We start from the raw sequence: 21876 nt of genomic DNA on the forward strand, positions 1-21876 counted from the left end.
GACGATGAAGGCAGCCAGACTCCATGCGGCGGGTGATTTGCGGGTTGAGGACGTGCCATCTCCCGGCGAACCAGCGCCTGGATGGGTGCGGCTCAAGGTGACGGCCGCCGGTATCTGCGGCTCCGACCTCCACAACTTCCGCACCGGCCAGTGGATCAGCCCCGCGCCGAGCGTCGCCGGGCATGAGTTCGCCGGCGAAGTGACTGCCGTCGGGGCCGGCGTGTCCCAGTTTGCGCTCGGAGACCGGGTCGTGGCCGATTCGCGCTTCTGGTGCGGCGAGTGTCCTGCCTGCCTGGCCGGCCGGCATAATGTCTGTGCCAGACTGGGCTTTGTAGGCGAGATCTGCGACGGCGGCTTCGCGGAAGAGACGCAGCTGCCGGCGCGGCTTCTTGTGCGCCACGACCCCACGCTCGATCCCGCGATCGCCGCCATGGCGGAGCCGCTGGCGGTCGCCCTGCACGCGGTGCGGCGGCTGGCGGCGCCGGCCGCAGCGCCGGTGCTTGTCGCTGGTTGCGGCCCGATCGGCGGATTGGCTGCGCTGCTCCTGTCGCGGCCGGGCGAGAGACAGCTCCTCGTCGCCGACCGCAATGCGGCGCGTGCTGATCTTGTCGCCAAGGTGAGCGGCGCGACCGTCATCGACCTGGACGCCCTGCCCTGCGATCCCAATCTGCGCCATGCCCCCAATCTGCGCCATGCCATCGACGCGACGGGCAGCGTGGCGGTGATGGCGCGGTTGCTCGATGTTTTGGCCGGCGGCGGCACGCTGGCGCTGGTCGGCATTTCGCATGGCCGCCTCGACCTCGACCCCAACTTGCTGGTCGAGCGCGAAATCGCGCTTGTCGGCTGCCACGCCTTCGCCGACGAGCTTGCGCCGGCCGTCGCGATGCTTGCCGATCTCGCGCCCGCGCTGTCGCGCTTCGTGTCCGACGAGATCGCGATCGGTGAGATTCCCGCCGCCTACCAGCGCCTGATCGTCGGCGCGAGCGGCGGGTTGAAGACCATCGTCCGAATGGAGAGAGGATGATCAGGCTTACCGAAACCGCCGGGCCGCTCTACGAAAAGGTCAAGGACTACGTGCTTGGCAATATCGGCAGCGGCAACTGGCCAAAGGACCGCAGGCTGCCTTCCGAAAACGAGCTGGTCAGCACGCTCGGCGTCTCGAGGATGACGGTGCACCGGGCGCTGAGGGAACTGACCTCGGAAGGCCACCTCCTGCGTATCCAGGGCGTAGGCACCTTTGTGGCGCCGCCAAAACCGCAATCGGCCCTCATCGAAATCAGGAACATTGCCGGCGAGATCGCCGCGCGCGGCGCACGCCACAGGGCCGAGGTCGTCGTCCTCGAGAAGATCCGCAATCCGGCGCTGGACCTCGTCGTCGCCTTCGAGTTCACGCGCCGCAGACCGGTCGCCCATTCAATCATTGTGCATTTCGAGGACGATGTGCCCGTCCAGCTTGAGGAACGCTTTGTCAATCCGGCGCTCGCACCGGACTACCATCGGCAAGATTTCGTGGCGACCACCACCTACGACTATTTGCAGCGGACGACGCCGCTGACGGAAGTGGAGCATGTGATCTCGGCCGTCGCCGCAGAAGAGATGGCGGCCCGCCATTTGATGATCCGACCAGGCGACCCCTGCCTGCTCCTGCATCGGCGGACGTGGTCGGGCGCGGCCGTCGCCACCGTCAACAAGCTTACCTATGTCGGCAGCCGCTATTCGCTGGGCAGCCGCTACGCGCCCTCACCCGCCGCATGAGCAGCGACGGCCCGCCAAGCAGGGCGGGCGGCGCGATCGGCCCAATCGGCTGCCTTGATAGGGAATCAGGTCTACCTGCGCCGCCGTTTTCTTGTTGACGCCGACCAGATCAGGTTCGGGTCAAGCCTGGCCGCCGGTCAAGTTGCACCGGAGCGGCCAGACTGATTGGCCGACCGTTCAAACCAACCCGGGGACCACGAAAACCAGCCAGGCGATGACAGGGCCGATGATGGCGATGAGCGCGCTGTAGATCAGCAAGGTCTTCAGCACGCCTTCGCGCTCTGCTTCCTGGGCATTGGCGACGACCAGCGCGCCGTTGGTCGAAAACGGACTGGTGTCGACGATGGTGGTGGAGATCGCGATCGCGGCGACCACGCCTATGGCACTGATCTGTCCCTGTAGAAGGAAGGGCACGGCCAGCGGAATGATGGCTCCCAGCAATGCCGTGGACGAGGCGAATGCCGATACGATGGCGCCGGTGAAGCAGAGGAGGAGTGCGACCAGCAGCGGCATGCCCAGGCTCGAAATGCCTTGGGCGACGTAGTCGATCGTGCCGATCTTCTCCATGAGGCCGACATAGGTGATGATGCCGGCGATCAGGAGCACCGTCGACCAGCTGACCTTGTCGATCGCCGCCTTTTGGGTCTTCGGCGAGAGCAGCGCCAGCGCGACCGCGACAGTAATCGCAACCAGGCCAACATTGAACTTAAAGACAAGCGCGCCGACCGCGAGCGCGGTCAGGCCGATCAATGTCGTCAACCTTTCCGTAGTCAGGCCGGAAAGCGCCGATACATTTTTCGTCTGCTCCTCAAAGACGTGATGGCTGATCGGAGTAGCCAGCGTGCCGCCGTGGCCGACGATTGACTGCGTCACGCCCTCGGGGTGGAGGTCAGGCAGCGGTCCCGAGGCGATCGAATACTTACGCAGCACCTTCGAGCCGCCGAAGACGAAGAATACGAGGACGGCGATGGCCAGGTTAAAGAAGAAGCTGGAGAGAAACAGTGATGTCGGCGCGAACGGCAACCCCGCCTTTTCGACGATCTGGTTGGTGATGCCGCCATAGACGCTGATCGGCGAAAAGCCGCCCGCCTGTGCACCGTGAATAACCATCAATCCCATCATGACCGGATTGATGCGGTACTGGAACGCAAAACCCAGCGCCACCGGAGCCAGGATGGCGACCGCCGCAGGTCCGAGCGCACCGAAGCCGGTGATGACGGCCGCGACCAGGAACATGACCCAGGGAATCCAGGCCACATGTCCGCGCACCAGTTTGACCGCGCCCTCGACCAGCCAATCGATAGTACCGTTGATCTGGGCGATGGCGAACAGGTAGGTAATGCCTACCAGTGTCAGGAAGAGGTCGCTCGGGAAGCCAGCAAATATTTCCGCCGGCTTCATAGCCATGACGAGCGAGCCGACCAGAAAGGCGCATGCGAAGGCGAGTGCGCCCATATTGATCGGCTGCATGGTGGCGATCACGAACATGCCGACCAGCAGCGCGATCGACAGAATCTGGATGTTCATAGCTTCCTCCCTCGGGAAACGCCTTCAGGCGCCCGTTCTCATTTCCATCGGTGGTAGATCAGCCTGCTTTGGTCTCGCTCCCAAGCCCCAACGCAGGGTCGTCAGCGCCTCCTAGAGCCGGATGATTTCAGGTCAAGTCGACCTGAAATCTGAATCCGGCTCTAAATCAAAGAGATAGAGCATGATGTCGCACACTTTTCGGCATCATGCTCTAGGAGGCGGGCATGTAAAGGTTGCTGAACCGGTCGCGCAGAAGGTTCTTCTGCACCTTTCCCATGGTGTTGCGCGGGAGGTCCTCGGCGAAGATCACCCGTTTCGGCTGCTTGTAACGCGCAAGGCGGTCACGCAGCGCGTTGAGCACCGCCTTTTCGTCCATTGTGGCACCGGGCTTGAGCACCACGATGGCCGTCACCCCCTCGCCGAAATCCGGATGTGCAATGCCGATGACCGCGCTCTCGGCGACGCCGTCGAGTTGATCGATCTCACCCTCGACTTCCTTCGGGTAGATGTTGTAGCCGCCGGAGATCACCAGATCCTTGTCGCGGCCTACGATGTGGAGATAGCCCGCCTCATCGATCTTGCCGAGGTCGCCGCTGATGAAATAGCCGTCCTTGGTGAACTCCGCCGCCGTCTTTTCAGGCATCCGCCAATAACCCCGGAAAACGTTCGGGCCCTTGATCTCGATCATGCCGGTTTTGCCTGGTCCGAGCGTCTCGCCGGTGGCCGGATCGGTGACCCTCACCGACACGCCCGGGAGTGGGAAACCTACTGTCCCTGCCCTTCGCTCGCCGTCATCGGGATTTGAGGTGTTCATGTTGGTTTCGGTCATGCCGTAGCGTTCGAGAATGGCGTGACCGGTGCGCTGCTTGAATGCGGCGTGGGTTTCAGCGAGCAGCGGCGCCGAGCCGGAGATGAACAGCCTGATATTGGCGACCCTCTCCCGGTTCAGGCCCTCATGCTGAAGCAACCGGACATAGAAGGTCGGCACGCCCATCATCAGCGTCGCCCGTGGCATCAGAGAAAGGATTTCTTCCGGATCGAACTTTGGCAGCAGAAACATCGAGGCGCCGGCGATGAGCGTGACATTGGTCGCCACGAAGAGCCCATGCGTGTGAAAAATCGGCAGCGCGTGGATCAGCCGGTCGGTTGCCGTCACCTGCCAGCATTCGCGCAGTGCTGTTGCATTGGACAAAAGGTTGTCGTGCGTCAGCATTGCGCCCTTGGAACGGCCGGTGGTTCCAGATGTGTACAGGATCGCGGCGAGATCGTCAGGCGCGCGCGCCGCGTCGAGAAAATCGTCAGACTCGTCCCGGGCCAACTCCATGAGCGACCCGGCGCCGTCCGCATCAAGCGTTTCAACAATCGCGCCGTAGCCGTGCGCGATCGTCTCGACATCAGTTCGCGACTTCGAGGAGACGATGACAAGCCGCGGTTCGGCGTCACCGATAAAATAGTCGAGTTCAGCCAGCGTATAGGCGGTATTCAGCGGCAGATAGATCGCCCCGCAGCGCACGCATGCGAAATAGAGCATCAGAGCCTGGGGACTCTTGTCCACCTGGACCGCGACGCGGTCGCCCGGGCGAACGCCGAGCACATCAATTGCGCTGGCGATCTGTCCGGAGAGCCGCAGCGCATCTCCATAGGTCCAACGCTGACCATCAATGGTCTCGATGAAAATCGACTCGCCTGACTTGGCGGATGCTCGGATGGCGTCGAACAGATGATTGCTCATTGAACTCCTCCCAATCTGCTTATTAGGTTTTCTGCATTTCGGTGCGGCGTCGACGAACCGGGGCCGCGATATCGGTGTCGGTCGAAGCGGTTGCCGCCAGTTTTCTCACCTCCGGCGAAGCAGCGATCTCGCCATGCTGCGCCAAGGCTTCGTGGTTCGCCTCGATGTCGTCCAACTTGTAAAAGTAGTTGACCATCAAGCCGTGGGACTGCCGCATCGCCTTGGCGGAGCGATCGGCGAGGAAGTTCAGCCGTTCAAGGCGAGCGCCGTTGCCCAAATGAAAACGCGCCACAGGATCGACCGGCCGTCTGCCGGTGGCCCGTTCCCTAATGAAATAGCGTGCGGCGAGCGGGAGAAGCACCGCTTCAACGAGCCGTGCCTTCTGCGGATTGTCCGCCCAGTTCGGGTCGTCCAGCAGCTCGAGCGTCTTGAGGGCCTGATCATCGAGGCTCGCATCGGCCGCCTTGCGCAGTCTTGCCAGCCAGCCAGCGAAACCCGGAACCGGCGACAGCGTCACGAAGGTCTTCAAGCCAGGCAGGTCGCGGCGCAAATCCTCCACCACCTGCTTGATCAGAAAATTCCCGAAAGAGATGCCACGCAGTCCGTCCTGGCAGTTGGAGATCGAATAGAAGACAGCGGTGGTGGCGTCCTGGACCGTGATCGGCGAACGGTTTACATCGAGCACATCAGCGATGGCGGAGGGAATCGCCCTGGTCAGCGCAACCTCAACGAAGATCAGCGGATCGTCTGCGAGACGCGGGTGGAAGAACGCAAAGCACCTGCGGTCGGCTGGAGCCAGCCTCCGCCGCAGCTCCTCCCAGCCGGCGATTTCATGCACCGCCTCGTATCTGATGATCTTCTCCAGGATGTCGGCTGGCGTCGACCAGTCGATCGGACGCAGGGTCAGAAAACCGCGGTTGAACCATGAGCCGAACAGGTGGGCGAAGTCGGCATCGACGGCGCGAAACGGTTCCGTCGCATCCTTCATGGCTAATAGACGCTCGCGCATCTCCACCAGCCTCACTGTGCCTTTAGGGGCCAGGTTCAGTCTGCGCACCAGTTCCTGGCGACGCGGCTCGGCGGCCTGGTGCAGTTCGATGACGGCGTCCGAACTCCTGTCGCTGCGGTAGCGCTCGATGGCTTTGTCAAGCTTGGCGATGTCTGGGCCGAACTGTTCGTGCAGCATACGCACGAAGTCTTGCTGACCGGCCGCGTCCAGTTGAGCCCAGCGCTGAAGAACCTCGGCGGCCAATGCCATGCCCGAGGCCTCGCCCCGGCTCGACAACAGCATGTCGCAGAGTGTTTCGATATTCGTCTCGGCTTGGACCGGTTCGCTGCGCGCCCCTGCCGCAACCAGCCTGCGGCCGCGATCGGTAATGCTTTGCACCATATCGCTAAAGAACGAGATGCCTGCCATGTCGGAGTCCCTCCTGGCAAAAAAATCGAAATCGGCGCAAGCAGACCCGCCGCGCGGCCTCGACGCGTGCCGGTGCTCGGATGCGTCCACCCATTTGTGTGCGACTTGCCTTTTGTGGTATTGTTCTTAAACGTTCTTGTACGCAAAGTCAATGTTCTTGCATACAAGATTTATCATATTGCATTGGAAGGCCCAAAAGATGTCGGAGAATGTCGTTCAGCGCCTACGTGACGAGATTGAAAACGGCATAATCTCGAACGACTTCGCCCCCGGTGCACGACTGGACGAGGTGCAATTGGCAACACGCTTCGGCGTCTCGAGAACGCCGGTGCGCGAGGCGCTGATGCAGTTGAACGCAATCGGGCTGGTGGAGATCCGGCCGCGCCGGGGTGCCGTGGTGATCGATCCGGGACCGCACCGCATTTTCGAAATGTTCGAGGTGATGGCGGAACTTGAAGGCTTGGCCGGCTCGTTGGCCGCGCGACGGTTCACCGATGCCGATCGCACAACGATCCTGACGGCGCATGCAGATTGCGAGCGTTCGTCTTCGGCCGGCGACAGCGACGCCTACTATTACGATAACGAACGCTTTCACAAAGCTATCTACACTGCCAGCCACAGCGGTTTTCTGGCCGAGCAGTGCGTCGCACTGCATCGCCGTCTGCAGCCCTACAGGCGTCTCCAACTGCGCGTGCGCAACCGCGTTGCCACGTCGTTCGCTGAGCATGGCGCGATCGTGGAAGCAATCCTCGCCGGCGACGCGGAGCAGGCGCGCACGCTCCTGCGCCAGCATGTCAGCATCCAGGGCGAGCGTTTCAGCGATCTTGTAGCGACGATGGCGAGCAGATAGTCCGTCGCAAGTCGAGCCTCTCGCCTTTCACCGCCGCCTCAGTGAAGCCAAGCCGCATGCCGAGGCCGGCAAGGCAGCGGGCGTGCATCTGAGCAAGCGGGCATTCCGATATCGGAAATCCCGTGTAGCAGCCACCTGCTACCAGCAAAGCAGATTTTGGCGCTATCTTGATATGAATGGCGAACTTCGCCGAGGCGGTGTAGGGTTCACCTCAGAAGAAGAATTGAGCCCTAGAAACGGCGACGCGGAGCGAATCTGGGAGGATTCATGGTCGAGATTATCTCCAAGCGGGATGGCCCGCGGCGCGAGGACGCACAAGTCAAAAGACTGATCGAGCAGAACCGCTCGACCATCGTCCGCCTTGCCGACCAGATCAGCGGGGGCGGCTATTCAGCTTCCAGGAAGCCACGACAGCAACCAAAGGCGGAAGGTCTGATCATCCATGTTGGCGGCGGCACGGCACCGGTTGCTGAGGCCAAGCCGTCCATCCAAGTCACCATGAACGGCCGCGTCATTTCGAAGGATCGGAACACCGGCCGTCAACTTCATCACATCGGCGATATCCGCAACCGCGGCGGAGACCAGATCTTCGTTCTGGCGACGAAGCAGAATGGCTTCTTCTCGCCGGTCGACAAAACTGTCGCCGAGGCGCTTGCGGACCTGGACGGATCCCGCCTCGCCGCAACCTACACCGAAGAGCAGCTCGCCGCCGACATCGGTGCGAAACTCGGCATCGACTGAGCGGCAGACGTTGGGACGTGCGCTTCCAATCCGCGATAGCATTCGAACATGACAGCATACAGCAATGGCATGCCTCAAAGGTTCTGTGATGACTGAATGAAACGCGCGATAGACCCCAATCAGATGAAGATCGATGCCCTTCCGGCGCGTAGGTCGCTGACCACCGGCCAAATGGCTCTGAGCAACATCGACTATGACGAGCATGCCACCATGCGCGCCTGGGAAAGTTTCCTGGCTGACGAGCCCAAATGCGCCGGCGATGCTGTCCACCCAAGCTACGTCCGCTCCCTCATTCACGATTCCTGGTATCGCAGTGCCACCGGCGGCATCAACGCTCAAGGCATTGAAGCGCCGCTGAGCAGTGATCGCGACGAAATCGAATATCTTACCCGGGCCAATGCAGAACTGCTTTCGGCGGCGCGGCGGTCGTTCGCATCGCTTGGCCAGTTACTGGACGGGACCGGCGCGATGCTGGTTCTGGCCGACAGTGACGGCGTGCTGATCGACGCCATCGGCGACAAGAAGACGCTGCATGACGGCATGGATATCCACTTGGCCATCGGCGGCAAATGGAACGAGGATGCCGTCGGGACGAACGGCATCGGTACGGCGCTGTGGACCGGCGAGCCGACTTTCGTGCATGCGGCCGAGCATTTCTGTGCCGGCATCAAATCCTGGACCTGCGCCGGCGCGCCGATTCGCGACCCGCTGGACGGCAAGATCATCGGTGTGGTCGACCTGTCAGGCTATTCGCCGATCTTCAGGCCGCACAACACCGCGCTCGTCGCCGCGACAGCCCGGCAGATCGAAAAGGCATTGGCCGAACAGCAGCAGGAACAGCGCACGCGCCTGCTCGAAGCTTTCATTTCATCGGCTCCCGGCTACCGCCGAAAGGACGGGCTGGTAATCGTCGACCACCGCGGTCGTGCGATCTTCTGCAACAACGTGCCTGACGGCGAGAAAACCGAAATGGTGGACGGCCCGATGGAGCCTGGCCGTGGTCGCTGGCTGATGAACCTTCCGTCGTCCGGCTCCGAGGCCGACCTTGCCAGGGCACTACCGGCCCATCTGCGATCCTGCCACATCACGCCGCTGAAGTTGGACGGCGACCTCCGCGGCGCGGCGCTGGTGTTCCCCTCCGTGCCGGCAGTCTCCAGCGTGGCGGTGGTCCACCGGGAAGTGAACAAGCATCTTCAGGATGCTGTCGCCATGATCGTCAGCGAAAGTGAAGCGCTGCAGGCCGCTGTCGACGTCGCCTGCCGCGTCGCCCGCTCAGGCAGCCTGACATCGCTGTTGATCGAAGGCGAAACAGGCGTCGGGAAAGAGCTGTTTGCGCGGCTTGTCCATGCCGGCAGCCGGCGCACGGCGAACGATCCGTTCATCGCGATGAATTGCGGAGCGATCACCAGGGACCTGTTCGGCAGCGAATTGTTCGGCCATGTCGCCGGCGCCTTTACCGGCGCCTCGCGCGACGGCAAACCGGGCGTTTTCGAGCTCGCCAATGGCGGCGTCCTCAGTCTCGACGAGATCGGCGAATTGCCACTCGAGATCCAGCCATTTCTGCTGCGTGTCCTGGAAGAGCGCGTGGTCCACCGCATTGGCGACAGCCGGGGTCGCCCGGTGGATGTACGCCTGGTCGCCTCAACCAATCGCGATCTCAAGCAGGAAATTGCTGCAGGCCGCTTCCGCCGCGATCTCTACTATCGAATTGGCGCGGTCTCGATCACAGTCCCACCGCTGCGCAAGCGCGGCGAGGACGTTCTGCTTCTGGTCGAACATTTCAACCGGCAGATCGCCACCGCAGCAGGCGAGGACCCGCTGGAATTTTCGCAAGAAGTGCGTGATGCCCTGCTCGCCTATCATTGGCCAGGCAATGTACGCGAACTGAAGAACCTCATCGGGCGGTTGCATGTCCTGGCGCGGGGCCGAGATATCGGGCTCCACGATCTCCCCGGTGAAATCGCGGCGCCCAGCGCCACGTCCGATGATGGCAAGACCCTGTCGGCCGAGTCGCCTGGAGGCACACTCGTCGAGGCGGAACGCCAGGCGATGAAGAACGCATTGGCAGCCGAGGGCGGCAATCTCAGTCGGGTCGCGCGGCGGCTCGGTATTTCCCGGCCGACGCTCTATCGCAAACTCGACCAATACGGCATCCGCCGCGGTTTCCTCTAGGATCAGAACCCGTCACCGGCACAAAAGCGCCGCGCGGCATTCGCGCCACTGGCTGGGGAAAGTCATGCCAATGGTCAGCGAAATTACCACAGCAGCGCCGATCTTGGTGATGCCGCCTGGAGCCTTTCTCTCCCTCTAGATGTGACCGGACACCGCACCCGTCCGCGCGAAATCCGGTCCATCCATTTCAGGGCACGATGACGCCGCGGCCGGTGAACCGACGGTTCTTGAAATCGTCGAGCGCGGTGTTGATGCTGGCAAGGTTGTATTCGGTGTAGTGCATCTTCACCTTGCCGTCGGCGTTGAGCTCCATCAGTTCGACAAGCTCGGTGAAATTGCCGACCAGGCTGCCGCCGATGTTGATCTCCTCGATGACGAGATGCGCGGTCGGCACGTTGATGTTGCCGCCATAGCCGACGACGAACAGTTGCCCGCCCTTGCGCACCATCTTCCAGCAGATGTTCTCGACGCCGAGTTCGCCGACGAAATCGATGACCACATGGGCGCCGCCGCCGGTGATCTGGCTGACCTCCTCGACGACATTCGGCCCGCCGTCGAGGACGAAATCGGCGCCGAGATCCTTGGCCAGCACACGCGCCGCCGGTTCGCGATCGACGGCGATGATGCGGCAACCCGAGATCGCGTGCAGCGATTGCAGCGCGATATGGCCGAGCCCGCCTATGCCGAGCAGCACACAATAGCTCCCTGGTCTTAGCAGCTTGGCCGCCCGCTTGGCGGCGCGATAGGCAGTGATGCCGGCGTCGGCCAACGGCGCCACTTCGATCGGCGTGACATTGGCGTTCAGCTTGATCAGCGAACGCTCGCCGGTAATGAAATACTCGGCGAAACCGCCATTCATGCCAAGACCGGGAAACTGGCCGTTGTCGCAGTACATGTCCTCGCCATGCCGGCAGTTGAGGCAGATGCCGCATGAGCGGAAGGGATGGCAGATTACGGCGTCACCGCGCTTGACCGACCTGACGCCGCTGCCAACCTCCTCGACCCAGCCTGCATTTTCATGGCCCATGATGTAAGGCAGCAGCGTGCCTTCGGGATCCATGGTCGGCTTCCACACACCCTCGATGATGTGCAGGTCGGTGCGGCAGAGGCCGGCGGCACCGACCCGCACGATCACCTCGTCGGGGGCAGTGATCGTCGGCGCCTTGACCTCCTCGATCCTGAGCTGGACGTTCATATGCGGATCGTATTCGTACAGTCTGGCAGCTTTCATCGTCGTATCCTTTCAACGTCGAGATTGTTCGGATTGCTTAGGCGCGGCCGAGCTTTTCAGAGCCGCCGCCGCGGGCCGGTCCGGCCGTCGGGTCCTCCTCCTCGGCGAGATGGCCGATCAGCGTTTCGGTGGTCAGGATCAGCGTCGCCACCGAAGCTGCGTTGGCTAGTGCTGTGTAGGTGACGCGGACCGGATCAATGATCCCTGCCTCGAACATGTTCTGGTAGCTGCCGGCAGACGCGTTGTAGCCGTAGCCGCCGTTGATGCGCGTGACTTCCGCCACGACCGCTTCGGGATCAGCGCCGGCATTGACGGCTATGCGCCAGAGCGGCCGCGACAGCACCGATCGCACCAGCCGCACGCCTTCGGCGACATCGCCGTCGACGTCTGCCGCCACCTTGTCGAGCAGCGGCGCGATCTGGGCAAGCGCCGAGCCACCTCCGGCGACCACGCCCTCTTCGGATGCGGCGCGCACCGCATTCAGCGAATCCTCGATGAGCTGAATGGTTCGCTTTTGCTCGACCGGCGTGACACCGCCGGCATAGAGAATCGCGGTGCCGCCAGAAAGCTTGGCTAGGCGTTCGCGCAGCTTGTCCTGATCGATATTCGGCGGCGAAGCTTCATACTGCCGCTGCACCTGAGCGCGACGCGACGCGATTGCCGCGTGGTCGCCGCCGCCGCGGATGATCGAGGTGTAGGACGAACTGGTCTTCACCCGGTCAGCCGTTCCGAGATCGTCGGCGGTGATGTCCTCCAGCCGACCGCCGAGGTCGCGCGCGATCACCTTACCGCCGGTGATGATCGCCAGATCCTCCATCATCGCCTTGCGCCAATGGCCATATTCCGGCGGATGGACAACGAGGTATTTTCCAGGTCCCTGCTTGCCGAGCAGCGTTACCACGACTTCCGGCGACATTTCCTCGGACACGATCAGCAGCGGCCGACCATCCTCGGCGGCAATGCGGCGAGCCGCATCCAGCGCCTCGGGCTGCTTGATCTTGAGATCGGTCATCAGGATGTACGGCCGTTCGAGAACAGCCTCCATCTTCTCCTGGTCAGTCACCATGTGATGAGAGAGATAGCCGCGGTCGAAGGACATGCCCTCGACCACATCGAGCGTGGTCTCGGTGGTGACGCTGAAGTCCGTGGCGATGACGCCTTCGGCACCCACCCGCTGATGGGCTTCCGCCACCAGTGCGCCAAGCTTGGCATTGGTCGCCGCAATGTTGGCGACCGAGGCGAGAATGCCGTTGCCCTTAGCCGGTTTGGCCGAAGCCTTGAGCGCCGCCACCACCGCTGTCACGGCAAGGTCGATGCCCTTGCACAGATCGACGGATTTCACGCCGCGTTCATTCGCCTCCACACCGCCCTGGATGAGAGCGTTGGCGAGCACGATGGCAGTCGTGGTGCCGTCGCCGGCGACCTCGTTGGTTTGCATCGACACTTCGCGCACGACCTGCGCGCCCATGTTTTCGAAACGGTCGTGCAATTCGATCTCGGAGGCGATGCTGACGCCGTCACGGGTCACCATCGGCGTGCCGATCGGCCGGTCGATCATAGCGTTCATGCCTTTGGGGCCGAGCGTCGGCTCGACGGCAGCGGCCAGCCGAAAGACGCCACGGGCGAGAGCGCGGCGGGCGTCGGAGTTGTGAAGCATTATTTTGGGCATGATTCCTCCTTCCGCCTTACGGGCGGGTTGTTGGTTAGGGGCCTCGTGCGAGGGAGGCCGTTGTTTTCGGCTCTACTTCAGGCGGTCGGCGCGGCTCGTGCCGGCACGCGATCCATGATGAAATCGACCAGTGTCGGTTCGCCGTCGGTCACATCCAGTTCCTTGTATCTGGTCTGCTTGAGCCCACGGCAAAGCGCGCCGTTGAACTCCATGTTGATACGCACACTGCGCAGCTCGGCGAGATGCGCACTGAGTGCATGGGCCGGTATCGGTTGCCCTTCCCATGTCACGAAGACAGGCTCATCCGCCCGGCGGTCGGGAAAGCGTTCAAGCAGAGCCGACCTATACCTCGGCTTCTGTTTGGCCGCTTCGCCGGGTTCGAACCGCGCGACGTCGTACGCCGGCAGGTCCATGCCGAGGATTTCCCGATCTGTCAGACCGTGCTGCCGGAGGCCGCGCAAGACTGCCTCCTGGCGTCGCTTGAACGCCTTCATCGCAAACGTTTCCCGCAGACCTGCGAGATCGAGGTCGCCAGCAAGTTCGCCAAAGATCTCGCCGAATGCCTTGCCAGCCTCTATGCCGCGATTTACCTCCTCCGCGAACATATGGTCGTGCAACTTCACCCGATAGGCAGGCGACCACGAAAGCTGGTCGAGCGCTTTGCAGACGCCGTCCAGCATAAGGAAAGCGAAGTTGGGCGAGCACCAGTAGGTCGGCAGGCGAAACTCGACCTGCACGCCGCCGTCGTCGGCGACTGCGGCGAGCTCGACGAAGCCCATCTCGGTGATCGATTCGTCGAGCTCCGGATCGTTGACCTCACCAAGGCGTCGCCAGAGCTCATTCTCGCGGCTACCGGAAAAGGCGGTTGCCATCGTTCCTACTCCGCGGCGATGCTAAAAGGCGAGTTGGCGAATTCCGCCTTCCGGGCTTCGATGTCGATGTCGTAGAGGCGGGCAGCGTTGAGGCCGAGGATCTTTTCCTTGATCTCGTCGGTCAACTGCACGCCGCGCTCGGCGGCGATGTCCTCTGGAATCTGATAGGCCCAGAGCTTTTCGACCAGCCAACGCGGCGTCCAGATCGCGTAGTCGGAACCGAACAGGATCTTCTCCGGGCCGATCCAGAACAGCAGCTCGGCGATCACCTCGCCGAAATAGCGCGGACGCGAATGAATAAAGGGCAGTGCCACCGCGAGCCCGGCGTAGACATTGGTCTCCTGGGTCGCGATCCAGCAGAAATCATCGAGGCGCGGTAAGCCGCAATGCTCCACGATCCAGTTGAGGCCCTGGAAATCCGTAGCAGCATGATCCACGTCGTGTACGTCAAACGCATCCTTGCTGAGCGGGATTATCGTCGGACCCTTGTGGACGTGGATGTTCCTGATGCCGAGCTTGTCGCAGAGCTCGAAGCATTTGTAGGCCTCGGAGTCGTTCAGCCGCCAGCCTTTCGACGCGCCGTTCCACTCGGCGGTGTACATCTTCACGCCTTTAATGTCGTAAGTCTCTTTCATGAAATGGATGTATTCGAGCGCTTTTTCGCCATCGCGCGGGTCAAACGCCCCATTCACAATGAAACGGCCGGGATACCTCTTGGCGATCTCCGAGGTGCGCTTGATGCAGCCGAAGCCGGTCTTGTAGAAATCGCTTAGTGACGTGGTCTGGAAAATCGCGATGTCATCCGGCCCGTCGATGAACAGGTCGTTGTAGAGATTCTCGGCCGAGTACTTCTCAAACTTGCTCTTCTCCCACAGCTGTTCCTTGGGGCTGAGCCCGGTATGATAGGCGTAGAAGCAGTCGATGAACTGCTTGCCGTGAATATTCTTCTGGTTTTCCGGGCTGCCGTCCCAGAAATGGGTGTGGCCATCGACCACGAAAATCTCCTTGCCTTCCGGTGTCCTAAACATTCCTACCTCCACAAAATGGCGTTGATCGTTCGGCGCGCCGTAGCCAGGCGGCGCGCCTGATTTTCTTGGTCGCCTATTCGATGTATTCGAACATCTCGTCCATGTTGCCGAACAGGATCACGGTGTTGTCGTCGATGCGCACCATCCGCCCGTAGTGGGTGGAGCTGTTGACCTCGAAGGTTTCCGCCGTCATCTCGCGGCCGAGATATTCGCTGATCTCGTCCATCTTGAAGATCAGCTGGCCGGTGCCATCGATGCGGATCATCGCCGGTTGGTAGGTTACGATCACGTTCGGCTTCAGGCCCATGAATTCGGCGATCGCCCTGGCTTCCACCGAGTCGTTCATGGTGACGCCGCACTGATGCGAAATCGTCTGTTCGAAGGTGATGTCCTTCATCGCCCTGAAGATGTTGGATTGCGATGCGTCGCGTGCTGCTGTTGACATGACAGTTTCTCCCTGTGTCAGCGCTTGAGGCCAAGTTCGCCGAGTATCTGGCCAATCCGTTCCTCGGATTTGGCACGGACATCGGCGAACGCGACCGGCTTTGAATGCGGCATCGACCAGATCGGCTGCAGGCCGGTGGCTGCCTTGTCGGCGAGCGCGCCGTGCTTCTTGACCCAGCCCTGGAAGAGCTTCTTGTTCGCCGCGCCATGCTTCTCGTCGTTGGCGAGCATGTGCATGAGGTCGATCGTGTTGGCGAGATTGCGCTCGTAGTCGGCCTCGGCTGCCGAAATCACCGCAGGCGTGATGAAATCATGGTTGGCGGCGGCGATCTGCATCAGGAAGCCTGAGCGGAATGCTTCCCCAACCAGCGGTTCGAAGACGATGTTGATGGCGAAATACTGCTCGAGATAGTCGGCCGCGCCCATGATGGTCTCGATCGCTTCGCGGGTGCCTTGCCAGTTGTTATCCTCGAGCCAGGCCTTCTTGCCGAGTTCGTCGTCCCAGCCGGGAAGGTCCATGCCGATCTCGGCAAGGTAGAGCGTGATGTCCTGCGCAAGCCGCAGCTTGTAGGACGAGTTGGTCAGCGTCGCGTTGTTGATCATCTGGGTGTAACCGTAACGCTGCGCCTGCATCAGCGAGGTGCCGAGCCCGAATTCGGCATGTTTCCAGGCGCCGAGCTGCGTCTGCAGGATCTTGACCCAGGCCATGTCAAAGGTCTTGGGCGCCCCCGACTTGCGGGCATTGTTGATGACGCTCTGCACCATCGTCTCGATCTTCGACTGGCGCTGGTAGTGCGTGCGCTCCCATTCCTGGTCGGGCGCGCGGAAGGCATGCCAGTTGGAGCTCTGCGCGGCGGTGTTCTGCTTGACATAGGCGCCCTTGCCGTCGGCGAATGAGATGATCCAGTCCTGGATCAGGTAACGCTCTGGGTCAGGCTGCACGTCGACTGTCATGTCCTCATAGTGTGTGGCGCGCTGGCCCTTCGGGTCGAAATATCGGTATTTCCGGCTGTCGGAATCGGCAAAGATCGCCGCGCCGGCGGCTCCGGATCCGACTGAACTCGAGATAGCTGGCATAGTCTTCACTCCCTTGCTGCAGTTGTGGTTGCAGTTGCGTGGCCGCCCCCTCAGTGGGCCGGCGTAACACCTGCCGATGTGGTGAACTTGTCGAAGAAGATCCGCTCCGTCTCAAACCCGTTCATGAACAGAACCGGCTGAAGCGCATCGATCATCGGTGGCGGGCCGCAGGCATGAACATCGCCCTGCCCATCGACCGCCAGTCGCTTGAGCTTGGCGTCGACACTCTGGTGTACGAAACCGCGTTCGCCTTCCCATTCGGCGTCATCCGTCGCGTGCGACAGCACGGGAATGAAAGTGACATCCGAATGCTGGCCGATCAGCTCGGCGATCCTGTCGAGATAGAACAGGTCGTTGCGCGTTCTGGCACCGTAGAAGAAATAGACCGGACGTTTCTCACCGCTCTTCAGATGGTCGTTAAGGATCGACCAAATCGGTGACATGCCCGATCCGGCGCCGACCAGGATCAGGGGTCCTTGCCGTTCGTCGCGTCGGAAACAGGTTCCGTAGGGTCCGACGACGATGACTTCGGCTCCGGCTTTGATGCCTCCGGAATCGAGTTCTCCGGAGAACTTTCCCTCAGGGTATTTTTTGATGATGAAGGAGAGTTTTTGGGTTTGGTCCGGCGTATTTGCCATGGAGAACGAGCGCGTAATCGTCTCCCCTTTTTCCGTGGTAACCGTGATGTCGACATATTGCCCCGCCCAGAACTTTATCGGCGAGCCGAGTTCGATCTCGATGCGGCGAATGTCATGGGTCAGGTGCTCGATCAGAGCAATCCGGCCCTTGAACGTCTTCACGGCGATCGCTTTCGCCAAGATCTCCTCGTCATAATTGAGAAGCTCGACTTCCAGATCGGAGTAGGCGATGCAGCGGCACAAAAGGACGTGGCCGCTCTCCTTCTCCATGTCGTTCAGCGCGAAAGTCGAGTATTTGAGCATGTCGACTTCGCCATCGAGCAACACGCTCTTGCAGGCCGAGCATTGCCCTTCCTTGCAGCCGTGCGGTAGTGCGATGCCCTGGCGGAAAGCGGCGTTGAGTACCGTTTCGCCATGCTCGACGTCGAATTCGACGCCGACTGGGCTGAGCCTGACCGTGTGGGTTTCCGACATACGGACCTCCAATGAAAGGAAGGGGCGGGACGACCCGCCCCCTTTTGGCCTGATCAGTTGCAGGGATTGATCGTGAAGCCGGCCCGGTATTCCGCCAGGTGCTTCTCACGGTCCGCAGGCGACATGGCACGCAGCGCGTTGAGCGGCGATCCGAGCGTGTTGCCGCGCACGTCGTCCAGCGTCCACATCTCCTTGTCGTCAAAGCGCATATGCGGCTGCGGGACGAGTGTCTTGCCATCGGAGCGGACGAAGTTGAGGTCCTTGATGGCGTCGGCCAGATCCCAGCCATCATAGAGCGTCTCCCACTCGCGCTTGCCGCTGAAGCGGCCCATGGCGGGGGTCGGACGGCCCTGATACTCGTCGGCGAAGGCCACGGTGGCAGTCCACTTGTCGAGTTCGTGGGCGAAGGTGTGCAACTGGCCGTCGATCTCGCCGACCACCATGTCCTCGCGGATCAGGCAGGGAACAAGGCAGGACCAACAGCGATGCGGATAGACGTAGCCAACATCGCTGTTGAACAGCAGCACCTTCTCGCCCTTGTGGCTGAGCTTAGCGTACCATTTCCAGAAGTCGCCGAATTCGGCGTACCAGCCTGGATATTTGTGCTCGAACCACTCGAAGTCCTTGTCGGTCTGAGCTTCGATGCGCCAGAAATTGACCGGCCAGCCGACCGCGAAGAACTGCCCGACTTTGTGGACGTAATTCTTCTTGGTGATGCGTTCCCAGGCCGCCTGGACGTCGTCGTGATGGACCTTGATGCCGTATTTCTCGAGCGGCAGCATGTAGGTGCGGTAGTAGTCTTCATAGATCCAGCGGTGCCACATTTCCGCGTAAGACTCCTTGTTCTTGTCGCGGTTGGTGGTGCCGTATTCGATGAAGGTGCCGATGGCCGCATCGACGATCGCGTGGTTCTGCCAGAAGGCATAGCGCAGGTCGCGCTCGAGCAGCAGATGATTTTCCGGCTCCTTGAGCGCCGCCATCAGCAGTGAGTGGCCATTACCGATATGCCGGCTCTCGTCGGACTGCACCGACAGGAAGACGGTCGGCAGCGCATAGTCGCCGTTGCGGGCGGCTTCCGAAGGCATGGCGACAAAGAGCGTGTTGGTAAAGGCGGTTTCGGCCACCACGGTCAGGTACATGCAGGCGGCAGTCATGGTGTCGCCGGTGATGAAGCCTTCAGCGAACTGCCGGCCGATGGTCGTGGCGTAGCATTTTCCGAAGGCTTCCTCGGTGATGTCGAAGCCAGCCGGATCGATGTAGTTCTCCATGTACCATTTCTTCAGGTTCATCTGGATCGTCGAGTGCCGGAACTCGTCGATCATCTGCATCGTGAAGCCGGTCCTGAGTTCCTCGCCAGGAGCGATACGGGCGACCATCGCCATCGAGCGGGCAGCCGAAATTTCCGGGAAGGGAATGATCGCCAGAAAGAGTTTCATCCACTCGACCCAGCGCGGTTCCACATTGCGGAACATGTCGCCGCGCAGCGCCGCATCCAGCGCGCCGTAGACCCGGTTGTCCTTCTCTTCCTGCATCGGAAAGTACGACCGCAAAACCTGCTTCATCGGGTCGCGCGGCGTCTTGTTGATCTTGTAGTCCGTCGGAAACGTCATCGCTTCCTGGACGTAGGAAGGATTCCAGCCGAGATCGGCAATCTTCTTGGTTGCCTCGCCGACGGAGATTCCGCGTTGCGAGGTAATCTTGTTGAGCGTCAGAGACGTCATGGTCATAAGCCTCCACCAGGTTTGAGCCGCAGGTCCCTTGACCCCCGGCATGGAGCGGCGCACAGCACCGCTAGTGAGAGTGCGAACGGCACGACAAAGGGTTGCGCGTTCAGGCGCGACTCATGGTCCGGCCATTCAAGTGGATCGCGGCAAAGGTGTTAGAGTCTGACAGGGCCGCGGCGCCAATCGCACATGCGATGGGCGTATCGAAGCGGACGTGACCTGCTTCCTCCGTTCCTTCGTTCTTTTGGCACCGCGTCAAAAGCGCGATGGGCTTCTTGTGGAAATGTATAAAGCAAGCGCCGTGCCAATTTGAAAGTGGCGCCCGAGCCTGACGCTAAAAACAAATCGCCGCGCTTTCGGCACATCAGGAGGACGGCAACTGTAACGTTCTTTTACAGTTGTAACGTACGCATGTAATATTTAATATCTATTCGCAATTGCGATATATCCAGTTAGCATTCGCAGCAAATTTGAAAAACACGCATCATCTATTTTATTCTTCCCCTTTCTCTACTATTTGAGGGCAATGGCTCACGGACGGGCCTCGCACTGGAGAAAAACCGTGGCGAACGACAAAGACAGCCGGAGGCAGCCCGAGCCAATGTCCAGCCAGGCTGATGGCGTCACCGGCGATCTTGTCAGGCTGATGCCCCGCGATCTGGTCTTTGTCATGCGCTTCATGGGCGAGAGCCAACATCGCCTCCAGAGCCACTTCCAGGACTTCATCCGGGCCGAGCTTGCCGCCGGCGGCGTCACCACGGAAACGCATCCGATGATCCATCTGTTCATCGAGAACCATGCGATCCTGTTGCGCGACTTCGTGTTTTCCGGCGTTTCGCTGTCGCGGCAGTTCCGCGTCGAGGAGATCGAGCGCCTTACCGGCGATACGACATCGATGATCCGCGTCGACATCTGGGATCAGCTCAAGAGCCACATCGAAACAGCCGAAAAACAGTTCCAGTCGCAGGCCGGCACGTTGCCAAAATTGCTGTCGGCTTTCGAAAAACCGCCCGGATCTTGGGGGAGCGAAAAATGACAGGAGGGTCCGATACTGCCAAGCGTGACATGTTGCTCGCCCGCCGGCTCGATCTTGTCGCCAACGTCTCCGCGCTGACTGCCGAGGCGCTGCGGCTCGGTCAGAAACGCGCCGGTATCGAGATGGATGTGCTGCGCCTGGAACTCGAAATCGGCAGGAGCCGCGGCAGCGCGCAACTGGTGCAGGATTTGCTTGAGGCGCAGGAGAGAGCCGCGGCGGTCATGCAGGAAGGCGCGAGGTGCGAGCAACGCATCGCCGCCGCGGAGGGTGAGGTCGACGACGTCGATCGCAGCCTTGCGGCGACGGATGGAAACTGACGAAGGGGATGGTCATGAACCAGCACGCGATACAGAACCTGACCTTGTTCGACCTGCTGGCGCGAAGCTGGCGTCGTCCGTCGGCGGTCGCCGATCTGCGCTTCAGCGCCGATGGCTCGACCGTCGCCTTCACGTGTGTGGATGGAACAGTCGCAATTGCCGCGGTCGCGGACCAGGAGCCGCCGGAATCGCGGATTAGGGTGAGCGGCGATCTCGGCCAGACGACGATCCGGCCCAGAGAAAAATTACCGGCGCCACTGATCGCCACCGCTGTTTTGGGAGAGGGCGACGTCCCACTCGCAAGCTACCATCAGTCCGGCTTCCTCGTTGGAACGGCGGCTGGCGAAGCGGTGCATCTGGCCGCGGACGGCAATGTGATGGAGACGCTGGTCAAGATCGACGGGCCAGTCGTCGCCCTCGACCACAACCCCCGGACGACCATCACAGCCGTCAGCAACGGCCAGGATGTCTTCCTGGCACGCGGCCAAGGCGATGCAGTACGACTGCGGCACGATGCGACACCGTCCACGGGTGCGCTTGCCTTTTCGCCAGGCGGAAGGCGCCTAGCCTGCGGCCGGGATGATGGACTATCGATCTGGGCGGTCGACGGCGACGCTACCCCGATACGCGACGTTTCTTTTTCGGCGCGCCCGGTGTCGATCCGCTGGAGTGGCGACGGCACATGGCTGGCCTGTGGGCTCGAAACAGGCGGCTTTGCCCTGGTCAGCATGACCGATGATCGCTACGGCATCGTCGCGGGTTTTCCATCGCCGGTCAGGACACTGTGCTGGAGCCGGCCGGAGCATGCGCTGTTTGCGTCGGGCGCCTTCCGGATCGCCGGCTGGTCGATGACCGCTCCGCCACTTGACGGCGACACCTCGGGCGCGCTGGAGACTGGCCGAGCCGGGCTGGTTCCGGTCGAGACAGTGGCTGCGCACCCGGAGAAAAAACTGATTGCGGCCGGCTATGCCGATGGCCGGATCACCATCGCCCAGATCGGCGCGCGAGACGAACTCCTCGTCAGGCCGCTGGGCAGCGCGGTTACCGCGCTTGCCTGGTCCGGCGACGGACGCCACCTGGCAGTGGGCGCCGTCGACGGCACCGCCGCGATCGTCACCTTTCCCGCACAGATGTTCAAACTCAAAGGCAGGCCGCATGCAAAAGGAGCATAA

The 21876-nt window shown here is 61.6% G+C and carries 19 protein-coding genes; 8 read left to right on the forward strand and 11 right to left on the reverse strand.

Going from position 1 to position 21876, the window contains the following annotated elements:
• Window positions 1-4: 4 nt before the first annotated feature.
• On the forward strand, window positions 5-1024 hold the full coding sequence (locus tag AC0L15_RS03265; protein ID WP_287244779.1) for a zinc-dependent alcohol dehydrogenase: 1020 nt from the start codon (window positions 5-7) through the stop codon (window positions 1022-1024).
• A complete protein-coding gene (hutC, locus tag AC0L15_RS03270; protein WP_287244781.1) occupies window positions 1021-1755 on the forward strand; it encodes a histidine utilization repressor in 735 nt (244 codons plus the stop codon). The genes AC0L15_RS03265 and hutC overlap by 4 nt, the downstream gene beginning before the upstream one ends.
• A 177-nt stretch (window positions 1756-1932) precedes the next feature.
• Here hutC and AC0L15_RS03275 read toward each other — a convergent pair whose 3' ends face one another.
• From AC0L15_RS03275 to AC0L15_RS03285, 3 genes are all read right to left on the reverse strand, one after another.
• A complete protein-coding gene (locus tag AC0L15_RS03275; protein ID WP_287244784.1) occupies window positions 1933-3282 on the reverse strand; it encodes an SLC13 family permease in 1350 nt (449 codons plus the stop codon).
• Between the two features lie 211 nt (window positions 3283-3493).
• Window positions 3494-5014 (reverse strand): malonate--CoA ligase, encoded by a 1521-nt coding sequence (locus AC0L15_RS03280; protein WP_473495892.1) that lies wholly within the window; start codon window positions 5012-5014, stop codon window positions 3494-3496.
• A gap of 22 nt (window positions 5015-5036) precedes the next feature.
• The gene (locus tag AC0L15_RS03285; protein ID WP_473495893.1) at window positions 5037-6431 is read right to left on the reverse strand and encodes a malonyl-CoA decarboxylase; all 1395 of its coding nucleotides are present in this window, start codon (window positions 6429-6431) and stop codon (window positions 5037-5039) included.
• A 199-nt stretch (window positions 6432-6630) separates the two neighbouring features.
• On the opposite strand from AC0L15_RS03285, the gene AC0L15_RS03290 reads away from it, so the two are divergent.
• From AC0L15_RS03290 to AC0L15_RS03300, 3 genes are all read left to right on the forward strand, one after another.
• Complete coding sequence (locus AC0L15_RS03290) at window positions 6631-7281, forward strand: GntR family transcriptional regulator (RefSeq protein ID WP_287244790.1); 651 nt, start codon at window positions 6631-6633, stop codon at window positions 7279-7281.
• A 267-nt stretch (window positions 7282-7548) separates the two neighbouring features.
• Window positions 7549-8022: a hypothetical protein gene (locus AC0L15_RS03295; RefSeq protein ID WP_287244793.1), complete on the forward strand. Its 474-nt coding sequence runs from the start codon at window positions 7549-7551 to the stop codon at window positions 8020-8022.
• A 96-nt stretch (window positions 8023-8118) separates the two neighbouring features.
• Window positions 8119-10194, forward strand: a complete 2076-nt coding sequence (locus tag AC0L15_RS03300; RefSeq protein ID WP_287244794.1) for a sigma-54-dependent Fis family transcriptional regulator — start codon at window positions 8119-8121, stop codon at window positions 10192-10194.
• Between the two features lie 187 nt (window positions 10195-10381).
• On the opposite strand, the gene AC0L15_RS03305 is transcribed toward AC0L15_RS03300, so the two are convergent.
• From AC0L15_RS03305 to AC0L15_RS03340, 8 genes are all read right to left on the reverse strand, one after another.
• Complete coding sequence (locus AC0L15_RS03305; RefSeq protein WP_254020526.1) at window positions 10382-11425, reverse strand: NAD(P)-dependent alcohol dehydrogenase; 1044 nt, start codon at window positions 11423-11425, stop codon at window positions 10382-10384.
• 37 nt (window positions 11426-11462) lie between these two features.
• Window positions 11463-13094 carry a molecular chaperone GroEL gene (groEL, locus tag AC0L15_RS03310; RefSeq protein WP_287244795.1) on the reverse strand — a complete coding sequence of 544 codons (1632 nt, stop codon included), beginning with the start codon at window positions 13092-13094 and terminating at the stop codon, window positions 11463-11465.
• A 77-nt stretch (window positions 13095-13171) separates the two neighbouring features.
• A complete protein-coding gene (locus AC0L15_RS03315) occupies window positions 13172-13966 on the reverse strand; it encodes an iron-sulfur cluster assembly protein (RefSeq protein ID WP_287244798.1) in 795 nt (264 codons plus the stop codon).
• Window positions 13967-13971: 5 nt separating this feature from the next.
• Complete coding sequence (locus tag AC0L15_RS03320; RefSeq protein ID WP_287244801.1) at window positions 13972-14994, reverse strand: amidohydrolase family protein; 1023 nt, start codon at window positions 14992-14994, stop codon at window positions 13972-13974.
• A 73-nt stretch (window positions 14995-15067) separates the two neighbouring features.
• Window positions 15068-15439 (reverse strand): MmoB/DmpM family protein, encoded by a 372-nt coding sequence (locus AC0L15_RS03325; protein ID WP_287244804.1) that lies wholly within the window; start codon window positions 15437-15439, stop codon window positions 15068-15070.
• Window positions 15440-15456: 17 nt separating this feature from the next.
• Entirely contained in the window at window positions 15457-16515 is a 1059-nt protein-coding gene (locus AC0L15_RS03330; protein WP_128172142.1) for an aromatic/alkene monooxygenase hydroxylase subunit beta, read from the reverse strand.
• Window positions 16516-16565: 50 nt separating this feature from the next.
• Window positions 16566-17627, reverse strand: coding sequence for a 2Fe-2S iron-sulfur cluster-binding protein (locus AC0L15_RS03335; protein WP_473495894.1), 1062 nt, complete (start codon window positions 17625-17627; stop codon window positions 16566-16568).
• 53 nt (window positions 17628-17680) lie between these two features.
• Window positions 17681-19354 (reverse strand): aromatic/alkene/methane monooxygenase hydroxylase/oxygenase subunit alpha, encoded by a 1674-nt coding sequence (locus AC0L15_RS03340; protein WP_006206784.1) that lies wholly within the window; start codon window positions 19352-19354, stop codon window positions 17681-17683.
• Between the two features lie 559 nt (window positions 19355-19913).
• Here AC0L15_RS03340 and AC0L15_RS03345 point away from each other — a divergent pair.
• The 3 genes from AC0L15_RS03345 to AC0L15_RS03355 are packed head-to-tail and all read left to right on the forward strand — an operon-like array spanning window position 19914 to window position 21876.
• The gene (locus tag AC0L15_RS03345) at window positions 19914-20387 is read left to right on the forward strand and encodes a hypothetical protein (protein WP_287244810.1); all 474 of its coding nucleotides are present in this window, start codon (window positions 19914-19916) and stop codon (window positions 20385-20387) included.
• Window positions 20384-20704 (forward strand): hypothetical protein, encoded by a 321-nt coding sequence (locus tag AC0L15_RS03350; RefSeq protein WP_287244811.1) that lies wholly within the window; start codon window positions 20384-20386, stop codon window positions 20702-20704. Before AC0L15_RS03345 ends, AC0L15_RS03350 begins: the two co-directional genes overlap by 4 nt.
• A 14-nt stretch (window positions 20705-20718) precedes the next feature.
• Window positions 20719-21876 carry a WD40 repeat domain-containing protein gene (locus tag AC0L15_RS03355; RefSeq protein ID WP_287244814.1) on the forward strand — a complete coding sequence of 386 codons (1158 nt, stop codon included), beginning with the start codon at window positions 20719-20721 and terminating at the stop codon, window positions 21874-21876.

The sequence above is a fragment of the Mesorhizobium sp. WSM4846 genome, assembly GCF_055811415.1.